Here is a 14,835-nt window from a genome sequence, read left to right as displayed (position 1 = left end):
ATCAGGAATCCTGAGCACGTGAGTGATGGGTACCTCCGTCTGATCCCGACCGACCCCGGTTGGCAGCCCACGCCCGCGGCCACCGACGCCGCCGTGGCCTACGTCGCCGGGCTCTTCTCCGGCCCCGCCGACGACGTCGAGCAGGTCGACCACGAGTTCTACGAGCGCGTCACCCTGATCGACGCCGGCGAGAACACCACCCGGATCACCTGCTCGCGCTGCGAGGGTGACATCAATCCAGAGTGGCCCTACGACCTGATCGAGGAAAATGGTGAGAGCTTCGACAACCTGGACGTCACCCGCGCCGTGTCGTATCCCTGTGGTGGACTGCGTGCCATGGGCGTGTTGTATGACTACTTCCGGGCGAAAGACGACGCCGCGGCTGTGAAGCTGATGGAGGATCTCGATGGCGGGCCGGCCGCGGTCAGCGGAAACGGCGTAGCTGTCGATGCGGTCGACCTCAAGGGCATCGAGCCCGCAGTGACCCTCGGCAAGCTCGTGAGTTTCGTTCGAGGTGTCGAGTGGCAGGTGGACCTGGTCGATCTCAAGCTGCTGTGGAGTGGGGACGAGCAGGACGGGCCATGGCTGATGTCGCTCGACCGCGCCGCGCGGGACACCCTCGCCTCGATCAACGACGCGCAATTGCCTGAGCTGTCGGCGCGATGGGGCCGGATCGAGGAGTTGGCGTGGGGAGGCCCGTTGTCTGACGACCAGATGCTGCCGGTCATCAGGGAGGTCGCCGCGCTCGCACAGCGCGCGCGAGACGCAGGCGAGGGCCTGTACTGCTGGTGTTGCCTCTGACTCGCGTGACCTTTCCCGGGCGCAGACAGTGATCGAGCCAGCTTCAACCGAGTCAACCTAGGGCTCGGGGATCCTCCCTGGCCTACTGATCGGCTCTCGTTAGGTCTGGGTTCAACGAGTTGGTGCCGTCGTCGAGGTCGCCGACGAGCGAGTCCGGGGCACGCATGCGCCACGCGTCGGTGACGAGTTCCTCGAGACGATCGACGCTTACCTGCGGCAACCTCAACATGACCAGGGGCAGCCCGTCGTACGCGGGCGTCGTGAAGAAGAGCTCCGGATCGCCGAGGAGCAGTGCCTGCTTCTCGGCCTCGTCGCCGACGTAGAGCACCGCGATGTCGGTCCGGATGAGGCGCGACGTGCCGGGCCGGCGCTCGGGGTAGGACCAGACGAACCCTTTGTCGGCCACCCGAAAGTCGAAGCCGTCACTGTCGATCTCGACCACGTGAGGCAGCGCCAGCGCCAGCTGACGGACATCGTCGGCGTCAGCCATCGACGTCGCTCCAGCCCACCGCCTCCTGCATCCGTACAGCGTAACCACCGCCCCACCGCCGGGCAGAACCCGTTAGTCCGCCCGGTAGCGACAGAGCTACCTGAGGAGCATGCTGGCCTCGCGGGTCGGCGCGCCTGCCCCGGCACCGCAGTGGCACCTCAGCTGAGACCCCGGTGGGCGGCCCACAGTGCGCCGGCGCGGCTGGCAGCCTCATCGACCAGGGCCACCAGCTCGGGCCTGTTGGGCACGGGAAACGAGACGTATGTGCCGCGGCCGCCGGCGGTGGGCCGGCCGTAGGCCTTCGCGGCGAGGCGCCCGTCCGGGAGGAGCCGGACGTTGAGTGTGGTCAGCGTGAACTGCTCACCGCGTCGGGTGTCGGTCCAGCGGAGCCCCTCGGGGATCGTGACGTTGATCGCCAGGGCGCTGACCTCAAGGGCGGTGTCGCTGCTCATGGGCGCATTTTCTCATGCAGCATCGGCTGGGCTACCCCTCATGGGTGGCGTCGAGTGGCTTCCGCCAGACCGACACGTGGCTCTCGCTGTCGGAGGTGAAGGGCGCCCCGTCCCAGTCCGCCACACGCTGCTCCAGCGTCAAACCGGCCAGCCGCGCCATGAGGTCGCACTCGGCGGGCCAGATGTAGCGGAAGTTGCTGTAGCCGTAGCGCGTACTCCCATCATCGAGCCGCCGGTAGTGGTGCGAGGTTCCCTGCTGCGTGGCCATGTCGTAGGTGTCGAAGCCGACATGCTGGTCGGTCACCTCGAACGGCACCGCCGACTGCCCTGGCGGGAACCGCCGGATGCCGGGCACCCACAGCTCGATGACGAACCGACCGCCCGGCGACAGGTGCCGGGCCGCGTTGCGGAAGCACTGCACCTGCTCGTCCTGGGTGCACAGGTTGCCGATGCTGTTCCACACGACGTACACGAGCGAGAACTGGCCGGGGACTCTCGTCGTGGCCATGTCACCGACGACGACCGGCAGCTGCTCCGCGGGCACCTTGCGCCGCAGCCGGTTGACCATCGGCTGCGACAGTTCGATCCCGGTCACGGAGATGCCACGGGCGGCGAGCGGGATCGCCACCCGACCCGTGCCGATCGCGAACTCCAGCGCGGGGCCGGACCCCGCCAGGCGGACGAGGAAGTCCACGGCGGGGTCGAGCACATGGGGTGCGAACATCTCGGCCGAGAGGTCGTCGTACCGCTCCGCGGTGTCCTCGTCCCACAGGTCACTGCTCGTCACGGTTGCGAGCCTGCTCGCCTTCCTGCGCCCACGCCACCCATTTACGCGGGGACGGCCGACCGGGCACGCTGCGGGTCACGGCAGCCAGCGGCGGGGGTACGTCCTCAGTGAACCCGTTGGCCGAGTCGAATCCGGCCCGGCTGTAGGACCTCGGCATAGGTGCCGAAGCAGGCCGCGCGTCCGAATCCGGGCACGAGGACTCGATGATGCTTCGCCAGCGCGCTGAGCAGCGACCGGTCGGCGGGTAGCTGGCCCTGCCCGAGCCCGGGTACGACACACCGCGGAGTTGGCGCGATCACCCGCAACACGACGTCACCCAACCGCAGTTCCTGCCCGGGTTCCGGGTCGTGCGCTGCGTCGAGGACGAGGTTCGGACGGAAGCGCGCCGCGGTCACACCCGTTTGGCCCACCTTCTGGCCCAGCATGGCCAGGGCGCCGGTGGTCACGATGTGGACGGCGCCGAAGTCGACGAACCGTCCCTTGCGTTGAGCTCCGCCGAAGGCAGAGATCGTTTCCTGACCGGGACGGGCAGCGTCCATCCACTCGGGCACCATGCCGGCCTCATCGGGCAGCAGTCGGTGGATTTTGGTGTCGGCCGGCACGTCCTGGCTCAGGCGCACCCTGCGGTTCAGGTGGCTGCTGAGCGCTGCGTCCGCATCCGCGGTGCCGGCAAGCAGGCTCCGCCCGTCGACGGTCACCACCAATGCCTGGTTGCCGGCGCCATCGCGCAGCGTCGCGCCGACGTCAAGCAGGCGGCCCCACCTGCGGGGATGTTTGGCGCTGCCGATCGTCCCGTCACTGTCGTCGAGGCACGCCCACAGCCTGTCACCGTGCAGGCCGTCGTGGTCGACATCCGCCGCCTCCAGGCTCTCCCCCTGCGCGCTCTTCAGGGGATAACGGACGAGCCCGACGACGGTCTGCATGTTGACCATCTTGGCTCAAGCTGCGCCGGACAGTGCGCCGGTCCGGCGCTGCGCGTCATCGTCACCGGGTGGCTACGCCGAGCGGTGGAGCTACTGGAGCTGGGCTGCGTGTCCGCGCCTTGTGGAAGACTGCCGTTCTCCGGCTCTGTCTGCGAGGGGTGGCCATGGGCGCGGATGCCGAGATCTTCGTGTTCGACTACCAGCGCTACCGCGACGAGGTCGTGCCGGCGTTCGTGGACCTGCTGCGCACCGGTGAGCCGGTGCCGTGGCTGGGCGACGTGTTCCGGTCGGCGACGCCAATGGGCGAGTACGGCTACGACGTGGTGTGGCCGCGGTTGGCCGCGCAACTGCGGGAGCAGCCCACGGATCTCGCACGGTACTGCACGTGGCTCGGTCGCGACCTGCGATACCTCGGGGGCCGCGAGGTGGACCGCTCCGCCGGCAAGCTACTCACGTGCTCGTCACTCACCTGCCCCGAGCGCGTACGCTGCCGGTTCCATCAGGGTGGAGACCAGCAGGTCGTCGAGGAATTGAATGCCGTCCATGAGGCGCTCGTGGCACTGCGCTGCCTGGGGTCGTCACAATTCCTTGGTCGTACCATCACCCCGGACTTCTACCTGCCGGTGCTGGAGCGCCAGGATGTGCCCGCCGGCGACCCGCTGCGGAATCTGCTCGACGCGCTCGCCACGCGCGGCGCGGCGGTGGGCTACCAGTTCGGCGTCACCGAGGGTATTCACGGTTGGCTGACCGTCGCCGAGACCGCCGATTTGGCGGCGCGTCTCGACCGGCTGGACCTACCCCGGTACGAGCCGACGTTCGCGGCGATGGCGGATCGGTCGAAGCGTGGCGGATTCTCGGCGAGCGAGTGGGGGGAGTTGAGTCTGTCGTTCGTCCGGACGGTGGCCACGGTCGCTGCCTGCGCCGGCCGGGCGGTGTTGTGGGGCCATGACGTGTGCCCGGATGTCTGGCGTGAGAGGCTCGGCGTCGCTGCCCCGCGGTGATGTCCGCACGCCGCGTCGCGGGATCGTGACGTACCACCTGCCGGCCACGTCTTCCGCAGGGCGTTGGCGGCGGCGCGGGCGACCGCAAGACTTGATCCGAACTATTCTCCGGGCCATGACTTCGATCTCACCCGCAGGGCGCGGCGTCGACCCCGCCCTGGACCCGTCGACGGAGCAGATCCGGGACATGGGTGCGCGCGCCGTCGAGTGGGTCGCCGCTTACCACGACTCGATCCGGGATCTGCCCATCGCTCCGCACACCTCCGCTGCCGCGTTGAGGGAGTTGCTCGCCGAGCCGCTGCCCGTGGAGGGTCGTGACTTCGTCGACCTGCTCACGGTGTTCCGTGAGGTGGTCGTGCCCGGAAGCCGGCACAACGGGCATCCCCGCTTCTTCGGGTATGTGTCGGCGCCGGGCATCCCGGTTGCTGCGGTGGCGGACTTCCTCGCGTCGGCGCTGAACGCGAACCTCCCTGCGTGGCGGTCGGCGCCGGCTCCGGTCGAGCTGGAGCACGTGGCCATCGACTGGATCAAGGAGGCCCTGGGCTGCGACCCGGGCGCCGGGGGCCTGTTCACCAGCGGCGGATCGATGGCCAACTTCACCGCGCTCGCCGCGGCACGGCACCGCCACTGCGGCGACGCGGTCGCCACCCACGGTGCGGCCGCCCACCCGGCACCGCTGCGGGTCTACGCTTCCACCGAGACCCACCACTCGATCCACAAGGCCGCCGCGCTGCTCGGGATCGGGCGGGCGAACGTCCGGGAGATCCCGGTGGACGCCGGTTTCCGGATGGACGTCGACGCCCTCGTGCGCGCCATCGAGGGGGACCGGGCCGCCGGGGCGGAACCGTTGTGCGTGGTGGCGAACGCCGGCACCGTCGTCACCGGCGCCGTCGACCCGCTGGCCGAGATCGCAGCGGTCGCCCGGCGGTACGGGCTGTGGATGCACATCGACGCGTGCTATGGCGGCTTCGCGCGGCTCGCGCCCTCCGCCCGTCCCCTCTTCGACGGCATGGCGGAGGCCGACTCGATCGCCCTGGATCCGCACAAGTGGCTCTACCTGCCCGCGGACTGCGGCTGCCTCATCTACCGCGACCCTGAGGCGGCGCGGCCCGCCTTCAGCCTGGACGCGGACTACACGCGGGTCATGCAGACCGAGCCGGCCGAGGCCTTCGCCTTCTGGGACTACGGCCCGGACCTGTCCCGGCGGTTCCGGGCGCTCAAGGTGTGGATGGCGTTGGCGCACGCCGGTTCGCGAGCTGTCGCCGACGCGATCGAGGGCAACCTCGACTGCGCCCGTCACGTGGCCGAGCTGGTCGAGGGCAGCGACGACTTCGAGCTGCTCGCCCCGGTCGAGCTGTCCATCTTCTGCTTCCGCTACCTGCCGCCGGCGGCCCGTGCCGGCTCGCGGTCCGAGGCCGTCGAGGAGGAGCTCGACCGCCTCAACGAACGGATCATGCTGGCACTGCAGCGGGCCGGCAGTTCGTACCTGTCCAACGCCACCATCAACGGTCGCTTCGCGTTGCGGGGCTGCGTGCTCAACTACCGCACCACCCGTCGTGACATGCAGATCCTGCTCGACGACGTGCGCCGCGCCGCCGAGGAGGCGATCGAGGAGGCAGCCTGACGACTGGAACTGGGCTGATCGCTGGTTGGCCCCGGCGGGTCGGTATCGCTGGGGCCACGGTCAGGCGCGAGTGGTTCGGTGGCGTCAGGATCCATGCCCGGCGCGTCTCCTGGCCGGCGACTGCCAGGGTGGTGGCGGTCGCTACCGGCGGAGCATGGGCAGCACCTCGCCACCGAGCAGCTCCACCCCACGTTGGTCGTCGAGCCCGTGCGGGGTGCCGAACTCGACCCTGCGCACGCCGGCGTCGATGAGGGCCTGGGCCTGGGCGGCCACCTGCTCGGGGGTGCCGGAGAAGGCGAACAGGTCGAGCACGTCGTCGGGGACGAGGCGGCCGGCCGCCTCGTGCTGACCGGCGTCGACGAGGACTTTCACCCGGTCCAACAGGTCGCTCGGAAGGTCCGCCGTGGGGTCGAGGTCGGCGACGACCGCGAGGTACATGGCGACCTCGGTGCGCGCGCGTGCCCGGGCGGCCGGGCCGTCGCGGTCGACGACGGTGACCGCGCCGAACACGATCCCGATGTCGTCGATACCGCGGCCTGCCCGTTCGGCGCCGACCCGTAGCCGGTCGCGGATCACGGGGACCATGGCGGGGTTGGCGCTTCCACCGACCTTGATCTCGTCGGCGATCCGGCCGGCGAGCGCGGCGCCCTTCGGGCCCCAGGCACCGATCAGCAACGGCGGATCGGGGCGGTGAACCGGGTAGCGCAGGACGGTGTCTGGTGCGAGGCGGAACATCCGCCCGTCGAAGCCGCCGGTGTCGCCGCGCAGCAGCCGGTAGACGACCTGCGCGGCCTCGTCGAGCGCGGTGAGCGGCCGGGGCTGGTCGATGCCGACGGTTCCCAGCCAGGTGCCACGGGCCAGCCCGAGGTACGCGCGGCCGTGGGACGCCAGATCGAGGGCGGCCACCTGTCCGGCGATCTCGTACGGGGCCATCGAGTATGGGTTCAGGCAGGCCGCGCCGAGCCGGACGCGTTCGGTCGCGGCGGCCATCTCCAGCAGCGGGAAGATCGGCGGCTGGTACATCAGATCGCTGAACACGGTCAGCACGTCGAAGCCGGCCCGCTCCGCGCTGCGCGCCAAGCGACCGTAGTCGCCGGCCCGCTTGTCGCTCTGCAGCCCCAGGCCGAACTCTGCTGCGGTCACGTCTCTCCTCAGGCTGTCAGGTCAGGTCGGCGGAGTTCATCCGGCGCCGGCAGGTGCGGTCGACCCGCATGATCAGCCGTTCCTCCGGATCCGGGCAGGCGAACAACGAGTCCTGGGCCAGCCAGTCCCCGGCGGCCAGGTCGCGCTGCTTGGCCGCGAGGAACGGCAGGACCGACGCCAGCGCGTACACGCAGAAGTGCCGGCCCTCGGGCAGGCGAAGGTGGGCGCTGTTGGTGACCTCGAACCAGTCGCCGACCTCCATGCCGCATACCGAGCGGCCCTCGATGCGCTCCACCTGGACCCGCAGGTCGTAGAGCTCCATGTCGCCGTCGGACCCGGTGTCTGACTCGTGCTTGGCCATGTCCCTTCCTTTCCCGCCGACAGTCACGGAGTCGGCGGGTTGATGGCCAGCACGATTTCCGTGGTCGTGTCCGAGGTGTTGCGGTATCGGTGTGGCTGGTGGGAGTCGAGGGTGATGCTCTCGCCCGCGGTGACGGTGTACGTCGCCCGGCCGACCTCGACGGTCAGCGTGCCCGCCACCACGTATGCGCACTCCAGCGATGGATGGCTCCAGGGTTCCTCGCTGGAGACCTCACCGGGTGCGAGGGTCGCGTGCAGCACCTCAAGCTGCCCGTTGCCGGGGGTGAGCCGCTCGTAGCGGATCTGCCCGTTCGGGGCCCCGAGGGTGGTCCGCTGCCCCGGCTGGCTGATCCAGACCGACGGCGCGGCGGGGTCGGCGAAGAGCGAGGCCACCGATTCGCCGAAGACCGTGGCGAGCCGGCGCAGGGTCGCCAGACTCGGCTCGGTGACGCCGCGCTCGATCTGGCTGAGCAGGGTCGCCGACACGCCCGCCTCGGCGGCCAGCGTGCGAAGGCTCAGGCCGCGCGCGGCGCGAAGCTCATGCAGCCGGTCGCCGATCACCCTGGCATCCTCCCCGTCTCACACCCCGAGACATGCAGGCTCACTGCATGCTTGGCACTGCACGGTAGGGGCGCCGGAACGTGCCGTCAACCCAGCGGAGGCCAGGTGCGCGGGTCTTGACGAGGTCCCCCGGTGGGCCTAGCGTCGCGCCTCATCGTGCAGTAGCGCTGCACAGGCGGCTGACGGCGGCCGTACCGCCGCTCGGATTTCAGGAGAGTCATGGCATCGCTCGATCCCCCCGAGCAGGCCCCGGCGCGTCGATCCACGGTCCACCGGTGGCTGCTCGTGATCCCGTTCATCTGGCAGGTCGCCCTGGTGCCCGTCGTCAACGACGTCAAGCTGGCGCCGCTGCACATCCCGTTCCCCATGCTCTGGCAGATGCTCGGGATCGTCGCCACGACGATCATCGTCGGTGTGGTGTTCCGGCTCGACCGGGCCGCCGGTGTCGACGAGGAGGAGCGGCAGTTCGCGGCGGCAACCGAGCCGAGAGTGGGTGAGCAGTCATGACCCTCGCGATCGTGCTGGTGATCCTGCTGGGCACGGCGGCCGGGGCGATCGGCTACGGCCGGCGCGCCTCGCGCAGGACCAACGTCGCCGAATGGGCGGTCGGCGGTCGCCGGCTCGGCACCCTGCTGTTCTGGTTCATCAACGCCGGCGAGGTGTACACGACCTTCGCGGTGCTCGGCATCTCCGGCTACGCGTGGGCCCTCGGCGCACCGGCGTACCTGGCCTTCTGCTCGGTCTCCCTCAGCTACGCCATCGGCTACTGGCTGATGCCCAAGATCTGGCGCGCCGGGCGGAAGCACGGACTGATCACGCAGGGCGACTTCTTCGCCGCCCGGTTCGGCGCCCCCTGGCTCGGTGTGGTCGCCGGTCTCGTCGGCATCGCCGCCCTGGTCGTGTACGTGCAGATCCAGCTCGTCAGCCTCAGCCTGATCGTGCAGCTGGCGCTGGGCCGCACCCTGTCGACGACGGCTGCGGTGATCATCGCAGCGGTGGTCATGCTCGCCTTCGTCTACCTGGCCGGCCTCCGCTCCGCCGCCTTCGCCGCGGCGGTCAAGGACATCCTGATGGTCCTCGTCGTCGTGCTGTTGTCGGCGACCGTGGCAGCCAAGGTCGGCGCGGCGTCGATGTTCGACGTCTTCCGGCTCGCCGAGCAGGCCCATCCCGGTATCGGCAAGCTGCCCGGCATCGACCCCGCCTCGCCCACGGGTCCCGTCTGGCTGATGACGTCAGCGTTGAACGTGGCCCTCGGCAACTGGGTGTTCCCGCACCTGTTCCAGGTGTCGTACTCCGCGAAGAGCGGCCGGGCGATCCGCCGCAACGCCATCTGGCAACCGTTGTACTCGCTCGCCTACTTCTTCATCATCCTGCTGGGTTTCGCCGCGCTGGTGGCCGGCACCCAGCCGGCGGATGGCAACCTCAACGCGGCCCTGCTGCAGTTCGTCACCGACCGGTACCCGGCGTGGGTGATCGGCCTCGTCGCCGGCACCGGCTTCCTGCTCGCCCTGGCCCCCGGCTCGGTCCTGCTGCTGACCTCCGGCTCCGTGTTCACCCGCAACGTCGTGGCGCCGCTGCGCAGAAACCTCGACGAGCGGCAGGCTCTGCTGCTGTCCAGGGTCTCCATGATCGCCTTCGCCGCGATCGCCGTGTGGCTGACTCTCGGCCGCAGCGACTCGCTGGTCGACATCCTGCTCTACGCGTACTCGGCGATCGGGATGCTCGCCCCGGCGGTCTTCCTCGCCTTCCTGTGGCGGCGGGTCACCGCGATCGGCGTGCTGGCCGGGATCACGGTCGGGTTCGTCGCGCTGCTCGCCCCGTTCGCGAAGACCTTCTGGGCTAGCCATCTGCCCGACTGGGAACCCGGCCTGATCGCCATGGCGATCAACCTCGTGGTGACCGTGCTGGTCAGCCTGATCACACCACGCCCGGCCGACGAGGCCGTCGCGGTCGGGCACGCCCTGCGCGCCGAGGACGTCGCCGCCCACGGTCCGGCGCAGCCCGCGACCATCCGCAGCTAGGAAACGGTGCGGGGGTGCATGACCGGGCGCTCATGCACCCCCGCCCCAGCCGAGGCTCCTCCCCCCGGTCGGCCCGGTAAGGGCGTTTCAGATACGGGTACGGATTCAGACTGGACGGGCGTACCCGTCCACCTTTCGCCCGCTGGCTACCGGGTCCGCCCGCCTCGACCTGCCGGTGCCCCGCAGCGACGGTCGGCACGCCTGGCGCGGGCTTGTCCTCGCCGTGACCGCCTGACCAACGGCCACCTCTCTTGTTGCCCGAGGCGGGCGAATGTGGTCGGGCGGTGGGGGTACGCGGCTTGAGTTCCGGGCTGTACCTGGCGCGGAGCCGAGGAGAGGAGCATGCGATGACGGCGATCAACCAGAGCAGACCGCCGAGCGGCACCGCCGAGCAGGCTCAACAGGCGGCGTCCCGGGTGGGCCAGCAGGCCGCGCAGGCGGGCGGACAGGTCGGCCACGCCGCCGCCGAGCAAGGCCGGCAGGTGGCTGCGCAGGCGCGGCAGGAGGCGCGGCACCTGACCGGGGAGGCCACCTCGCAGGTGCGCGACCAGGCGCGGTCCCAGCAGCATCGGGCTGCGGAGGGGTTGCGCGGTCTCGGCCGGGATCTCGGCTCGATGGCCGACCGTGGCGCAGACAGCGGGCTGGCCGGCCAGGCTGTCCGGCAGGCGGCGACGGTCGCGGACCGGGCCGCCGGGTGGCTCGACGAGCGTGAACCCGGCGAGGTGCTGGACGACGTGCGCGGGTACGCCCGCCAGCACCCGGGGATGTTTCTCGCTGGCGCGGCGGTGGCCGGAGTCCTGGCCGGCCGGCTGACCCGAAACCTGACGTCCGGGAACGGGAAGCGCCCGAGCGAACAAATGGGTCAGACCGCGCAGTCTGGCCAACCGGGGCCGGCCGGTCAGCAGGCGGTCGAGGCTCCGTACTCCGGCGAAGGGCCCTACGCGGGGACGGCGCGGGCGGAACACGCGTCGCCGGCGGGCCGGCGGGAGACGGACATCCCGGGCGGGGTGGCACCGTGAGCGCCCCGGCGAAGGAGCGCACCCAGTCGGTCGGTGAGCTGCTGGGTGACGTGACCCGTGACATGTCGACGCTGGTCCGCCAGGAGATCGCGCTGGCCAAGGCGGAACTGCGCGAGGAGGCGAGCCAGGCCGGCAAGGCCGGCGGCATGTTCGCCGGTGCCGCGCTGGCCGGCTTCCTGACCGTGCTGTTCGTCTCGTACGCCGGCTGGTGGGGTCTGTCCAACGTGATGGACCAGAGCTGGGCCGCACTCATCGTGGCGGGGGTGTGGGCGATCGTCACTGCCATCCTCGCCGTGGTCGGGCGGGCGAAGCTGCGGCAGCTCCGCGCGGTGCTGCCCCGGACGCAACAGACCGCACGGCAGATGCCGGACGCCCTGCGCGGCCGGTGAACGAGCGGGAGGAGCACACGATGTCGACTGATCCGGACCAGATCCGACAGCAGATCGAACAGACGCGCAGCGAGTTGGTCAGCGACGTTGACGCGCTAACCGACAGGGTCGACCCACGGCGGATCGCCGGTGACCGCGTGGGCCAGGCGCGCGACGCGCTCAACCGGGTCAAGGAGAAGATGATGGGCACACCCACGGACGGGCACGGCCCCGGCCAGCAGATGTCCTCCGCCGCCGGATCGATGCGGAACCAGGCCCGCGAAGTCGGGCAGCAGGCTCAGGGCAACCCCCTGGCCGCCGGCCTGATCGCCTTCGGCGCCGGAATGCTCGTCTCCGCGCTGATCCCGCCCAGCCGCCCCGAGCGGCAGTGGGCCGGCCAGGCCAAGGGAATGGCCAGCCAGCATGCGGGCGAACTGCGACAGCAGGCCAGCCAGGTCGGTCACCAGATGCGGGACAACCTGCGCGAGCCCGCGAAGCAGGCGGCCCAGTCGCTCGGATCCACAGCCGTACACGGCGCGTCGGCCGTGCGCGGCCAGACCCAGTCGGCCGCCCAGCAGGTGCAGGGGCAGGCCAAGGGAGCTGCGGGTGAGCTCCGGCAGGGTTGAGCGCCGGACGGTGACGGGGCGGGCTCGCTGACGCGGGTCCGCCCCGCCGCTGGAGCGACCGTGAGCAGCGGACCAGGTCGTTCCACCGGTCAGACGATCTCCACTCGGGGATACCGGTGCGGGGCATCGCGCAGGAATGCCTTGAACGCGGTGAGCGGCAGGGGCTGCGGATTGGGATACCGGTCCGGGATGGCGCGCAGTGCCCGCTGGTGACCGAAGAAGGTGTACGGGTCGTTGGGGTACCGGCTCGGTGAGACACCGGCGAAGACTCCTTCGATCCGGGCCCGCCGCAGAAGTTGACGCCACTGCCCGGCGGTCGCCACTCCGACCGAGTCGACGCCGTGACAGAACAGTGCCAGGTGCAGGTAGTCGTAGCCGTCGCCGCCGTCCAGGTAGCGGTGCAGGCCAGCCAGGGACGGCTGGACCGGAAAGGCCGTCCAGTACGGCACGCTGCCGGTGCGCAGCGTCCACCAGGGGTCGAGCAGGATGAATGAGTCGATCAGCAGCCGGTTGGCTGGCAACGCTCGTTGCCGGTACCACCACCGATAGAGGTCTGCGATCGCCGGGCTGAGGTCCTCGGGCTGGTCGAACATCAACCGGGTCGTCCGGAACCCGTGACGCTCGGCGAAGGCGGTGATGTCGTCGCGGAGCGCCGGCTCGAAGCCCCACTCCGCTTCCGGGCTGTCGGCATCGGCCGGCGGCGCCTGCCATCCTGACACCGCAGCCCCATATCGGCGTAGATAGTCCGCTACCCGCGGGCCGCCGGTGCGATATTCCTCAGGCGGCATGCCGCCGACGGCACCGAGCTGAAAAAGGTGGCGCCGGCCGATGCGGGTGGTAGGCCACTGTTGGCCGCATTCGGCGATCAGGATGGTGCCGCCCGGTTCGAGGACGTCGGTGATGAACTTCTCGTATGCCCGGCCCAGTCGGGTGTATTTGACCCGGAAGTACGCCATCCGGCGCAGGGTGAGGCGATCCTGGTTCGGGTCGTGCATATGGTGCAGCACCAGAGCGGGATTGCGATCGAGCAGGGCGCGGGCGGTCCGGTCGAACGCGTGCGCCGCCCGCATCGGGTCATCCGTTGGGACCTGCTGCTGGCGTACGGGGAGCAGCAGCGTCTGCGGCAGCCAGGGCACCCCCAGCGCGGCGCAGAGGTGCGTCAGCGCGCCGTTGGAGGAACCGATCACCACCGCCGGGTAGCGGCGGCGCGGATAGAGAACAGCAACCGAGGCGGCGACGCTCTCGGCGTCGATCCGCGCGACGTCCGCCTCGCGGCGCCCCTCGGCACCGCTGAACACGCTGTAGATCCACTGACGGGTGGTCACCGGCAATCGGGCGGCCACCGCAGCGGCAGGTCGCAACGCCCGGAAGGCGGGATTGCCCAGCGGCGGCGTGCCACGACCGTGCAGGAACCGGGCCAACGCCACCACCATCGCGGACGCGGAGTCGAAGCCGGCGACCTCCCGCGGCAGCCTCATGGCCACCTCCGGCCGAATCATCGGAATTGCAGCGTGGAAACCCGGCCGTTTAGGGCCGGGAGGAAACGCCGCTTCCTCCCTTGGGGTGAGTGTCGTACGTGGACGGTAACTTGTGAGGCGTGGGTGAGGTGGTGAAGCGGGCGTACAAGTACCGCTTCTATCCGTCTGCGGAGCAGGCCGCACAGTTGAACCGCACGTTCGGTTGCGTGCGTCTGGTCTACAACCGGGCGTTGGAGGCGCGGACTCGGGCGTGGGCGGTGGACCGGCAGCGCACCACGTACGTGCAGTCGTCGGGGTGGCTGACGGAGTGGAAACGCACCGATGAGTTGGCGTTCCTGAACGAGGTGTCGTCGGTGCCGTTGCAGCAGACGTTGCGGCATCTGCAGGCCGGGTTCGTGGCGTTCTGGGACAAGCGGGCCCGGTATCCGAGGTTCAAGTCCAAGCGCAAGTCGCGGGCGTCGGCGGAGTACACGCGCTCGGCGTTCCGGTGGCGTGACGGCCGGCTCACTCTGGCCAAGATGACCACCCCGCTGAACATCGTGTGGTCCCGACCGTTGCCCGAAGGGGTGGAGCCGTCGACGGTCACGGTGTCTCGGGATGCTGCGGGCCGCTGGTTCGTGTCCCTGCTGGTCGAGGACCCGACGGTGAAGCCGCTGCCGCCCGCCGCGGCGGAGGTGGGGGTGGATGCGGGCATCACCAGTCTGCTCACCCTGTCCCACCCGATGCTCGGGGTGAGTGACGAGCAGGGGAAGGTGGCCAACCCGCGGTACGGGCAGGCTGACCGGCGGAAGCTGGCCAAGGCGCAGCGGAACCTGTCCCGCAAACAGAAGGGCTCCGCGAACCGGGCGAAGGCCCGGCTGAAGGTGGCCCGGATTCACGCCCGGATCGCCGACCGGCGGCGGGACCATTTGCACAAGCTGACCACTCGACTCGTCCGTGAGACCCAAACGGTCGCGATCGAAGACCTCAGCGTGCGCAACATGCTCCGCAACCGGCGTCTGGCCCGCGTCATCTCTGATGCGGCCTGGGGTCAGTTCCGCAGCATGCTGGAGTACAAAGCCCAGTGGTACGGGCGGAAGGTCATCCCCGTCAACCGGTGGCTGCCCACGTCCAAAACCTGCTCGACCTGCGGACGGATCAACACCACACTCGCCCTCAACGAGCGCTCCTGGACGTGCCCT

At 70.2% G+C, this 14,835-nt stretch carries 17 protein-coding genes; 9 read left to right on the top strand and 8 right to left on the bottom strand.

What is annotated here, in order from left to right; all coding sequences use genetic code 11:
* A partial coding sequence (locus ACY34I_RS38105; protein ID WP_462760042.1) for a hypothetical protein occupies positions 1-801 on the top strand: 801 nt, incomplete at its 5' end.
* 82 nt (positions 802-883) lie between these two features.
* Here the strand turns inward: ACY34I_RS38105 and ACY34I_RS38100 are convergent.
* The 4 genes from ACY34I_RS38100 to ACY34I_RS38085 all read right to left on the bottom strand — a co-directional run bounded on the left by ACY34I_RS38100 (position 884) and on the right by ACY34I_RS38085 (position 3,453).
* Positions 884-1,291, bottom strand: a complete 408-nt coding sequence (locus ACY34I_RS38100; RefSeq protein WP_462760041.1) for an MmcQ/YjbR family DNA-binding protein — start codon at positions 1,289-1,291, stop codon at positions 884-886.
* 158 nt (positions 1,292-1,449) lie between these two features.
* A complete protein-coding gene (locus ACY34I_RS38095) occupies positions 1,450-1,743 on the bottom strand; it encodes a hypothetical protein (RefSeq protein ID WP_148804881.1) in 294 nt (97 codons plus the stop codon).
* A gap of 31 nt (positions 1,744-1,774) precedes the next feature.
* Positions 1,775-2,530, bottom strand: a complete 756-nt coding sequence (locus ACY34I_RS38090; RefSeq protein ID WP_462760040.1) for a class I SAM-dependent DNA methyltransferase — start codon at positions 2,528-2,530, stop codon at positions 1,775-1,777.
* A 104-nt stretch (positions 2,531-2,634) separates the two neighbouring features.
* The gene (locus tag ACY34I_RS38085) at positions 2,635-3,453 is read right to left on the bottom strand and encodes an MOSC domain-containing protein (RefSeq protein ID WP_462760039.1); all 819 of its coding nucleotides are present in this window, start codon (positions 3,451-3,453) and stop codon (positions 2,635-2,637) included.
* Positions 3,454-3,617: 164 nt separating this feature from the next.
* On the opposite strand from ACY34I_RS38085, the gene ACY34I_RS38080 reads away from it, so the two are divergent.
* On the top strand, positions 3,618-4,454 hold the full coding sequence (locus ACY34I_RS38080; RefSeq protein ID WP_462760038.1) for a hypothetical protein: 837 nt from the start codon (positions 3,618-3,620) through the stop codon (positions 4,452-4,454).
* 115 nt (positions 4,455-4,569) lie between these two features.
* Complete coding sequence (locus ACY34I_RS38075) at positions 4,570-6,078, top strand: pyridoxal phosphate-dependent decarboxylase family protein (protein WP_462760037.1); 1,509 nt, start codon at positions 4,570-4,572, stop codon at positions 6,076-6,078.
* Positions 6,079-6,219: 141 nt separating this feature from the next.
* Here the strand turns inward: ACY34I_RS38075 and ACY34I_RS38070 are convergent, their stop codons facing one another.
* From ACY34I_RS38070 to ACY34I_RS38060, 3 genes are read right to left on the bottom strand one after another with little or no spacing between them, the layout of a single operon-like run.
* Positions 6,220-7,221, bottom strand: a complete 1,002-nt coding sequence (locus ACY34I_RS38070; protein ID WP_462760036.1) for an LLM class flavin-dependent oxidoreductase — start codon at positions 7,219-7,221, stop codon at positions 6,220-6,222.
* A gap of 16 nt (positions 7,222-7,237) precedes the next feature.
* Entirely contained in the window at positions 7,238-7,582 is a 345-nt protein-coding gene (locus ACY34I_RS38065) for a TIGR04076 family protein (protein WP_148797691.1), read from the bottom strand.
* A gap of 23 nt (positions 7,583-7,605) precedes the next feature.
* Entirely contained in the window at positions 7,606-8,142 is a 537-nt protein-coding gene (locus tag ACY34I_RS38060) for a cupin domain-containing protein (protein WP_462760033.1), read from the bottom strand.
* 219 nt (positions 8,143-8,361) lie between these two features.
* On the opposite strand from ACY34I_RS38060, the gene ACY34I_RS38055 reads away from it, so the two are divergent.
* From ACY34I_RS38055 to ACY34I_RS38035, 5 genes are all read left to right on the top strand, one after another.
* On the top strand, positions 8,362-8,649 hold the full coding sequence (locus tag ACY34I_RS38055; protein ID WP_462760032.1) for a DUF3311 domain-containing protein: 288 nt from the start codon (positions 8,362-8,364) through the stop codon (positions 8,647-8,649).
* Positions 8,646-10,163: a sodium:solute symporter family protein gene (locus ACY34I_RS38050; RefSeq protein WP_462760031.1), complete on the top strand. Its 1,518-nt coding sequence runs from the start codon at positions 8,646-8,648 to the stop codon at positions 10,161-10,163. The genes ACY34I_RS38055 and ACY34I_RS38050 overlap by 4 nt, the downstream gene beginning before the upstream one ends.
* Before the next feature lie 347 nt (positions 10,164-10,510).
* Positions 10,511-11,182 (top strand): hypothetical protein, encoded by a 672-nt coding sequence (locus tag ACY34I_RS38045; protein ID WP_462760030.1) that lies wholly within the window; start codon positions 10,511-10,513, stop codon positions 11,180-11,182.
* Complete coding sequence (locus ACY34I_RS38040) at positions 11,179-11,571, top strand: phage holin family protein (protein ID WP_462760028.1); 393 nt, start codon at positions 11,179-11,181, stop codon at positions 11,569-11,571. Before ACY34I_RS38045 ends, ACY34I_RS38040 begins: the two co-directional genes overlap by 4 nt.
* Before the next feature lie 20 nt (positions 11,572-11,591).
* Positions 11,592-12,176 (top strand): DUF3618 domain-containing protein, encoded by a 585-nt coding sequence (locus ACY34I_RS38035; RefSeq protein WP_148797685.1) that lies wholly within the window; start codon positions 11,592-11,594, stop codon positions 12,174-12,176.
* A gap of 89 nt (positions 12,177-12,265) precedes the next feature.
* Here ACY34I_RS38035 and ACY34I_RS38030 read toward each other — a convergent pair whose 3' ends face one another.
* Positions 12,266-13,654 carry a hypothetical protein gene (locus ACY34I_RS38030; protein WP_462760026.1) on the bottom strand — a complete coding sequence of 463 codons (1,389 nt, stop codon included), beginning with the start codon at positions 13,652-13,654 and terminating at the stop codon, positions 12,266-12,268.
* A 119-nt stretch (positions 13,655-13,773) separates the two neighbouring features.
* On the opposite strand from ACY34I_RS38030, the gene ACY34I_RS38025 reads away from it, so the two are divergent.
* On the top strand, positions 13,774-14,835 hold a 1,062-nt coding region (locus ACY34I_RS38025), incomplete at its 3' end, for an RNA-guided endonuclease InsQ/TnpB family protein (RefSeq protein ID WP_462760025.1).

The sequence above is a fragment of the Micromonospora sp. RTBAU3-60 genome (assembly GCF_054963695.1).
This window is presented reverse-complemented; position numbering and strand designations above follow the sequence as displayed.

Coding starts and splice junctions, on each gene's coding strand:
- ACY34I_RS38075 (WP_462760037.1), top strand. CDS start 4,570: ATGACTTCGATCTCACCCGCAGGGCGCGGCGTCGACCCCGCCCTGGAC.
- ACY34I_RS38055 (WP_462760032.1), top strand. CDS start 8,362: ATGGCATCGCTCGATCCCCCCGAGCAGGCCCCGGCGCGTCGATCCACG.
- ACY34I_RS38035 (WP_148797685.1), top strand. CDS start 11,592: ATGTCGACTGATCCGGACCAGATCCGACAGCAGATCGAACAGACGCGC.
- ACY34I_RS38045 (WP_462760030.1), top strand. CDS start 10,511: ATGACGGCGATCAACCAGAGCAGACCGCCGAGCGGCACCGCCGAGCAG.
- ACY34I_RS38085 (WP_462760039.1), bottom strand. CDS start 3,453: ATGCAGACCGTCGTCGGGCTCGTCCGTTATCCCCTGAAGAGCGCGCAG.
- ACY34I_RS38065 (WP_148797691.1), bottom strand. CDS start 7,582: ATGGCCAAGCACGAGTCAGACACCGGGTCCGACGGCGACATGGAGCTC.
- ACY34I_RS38030 (WP_462760026.1), bottom strand. CDS start 13,654: ATGAGGCTGCCGCGGGAGGTCGCCGGCTTCGACTCCGCGTCCGCGATG.
- ACY34I_RS38100 (WP_462760041.1), bottom strand. CDS start 1,291: ATGGCTGACGCCGACGATGTCCGTCAGCTGGCGCTGGCGCTGCCTCAC.
- ACY34I_RS38095 (WP_148804881.1), bottom strand. CDS start 1,743: ATGAGCAGCGACACCGCCCTTGAGGTCAGCGCCCTGGCGATCAACGTC.
- ACY34I_RS38050 (WP_462760031.1), top strand. CDS start 8,646: ATGACCCTCGCGATCGTGCTGGTGATCCTGCTGGGCACGGCGGCCGGG.
- ACY34I_RS38080 (WP_462760038.1), top strand. CDS start 3,618: ATGGGCGCGGATGCCGAGATCTTCGTGTTCGACTACCAGCGCTACCGC.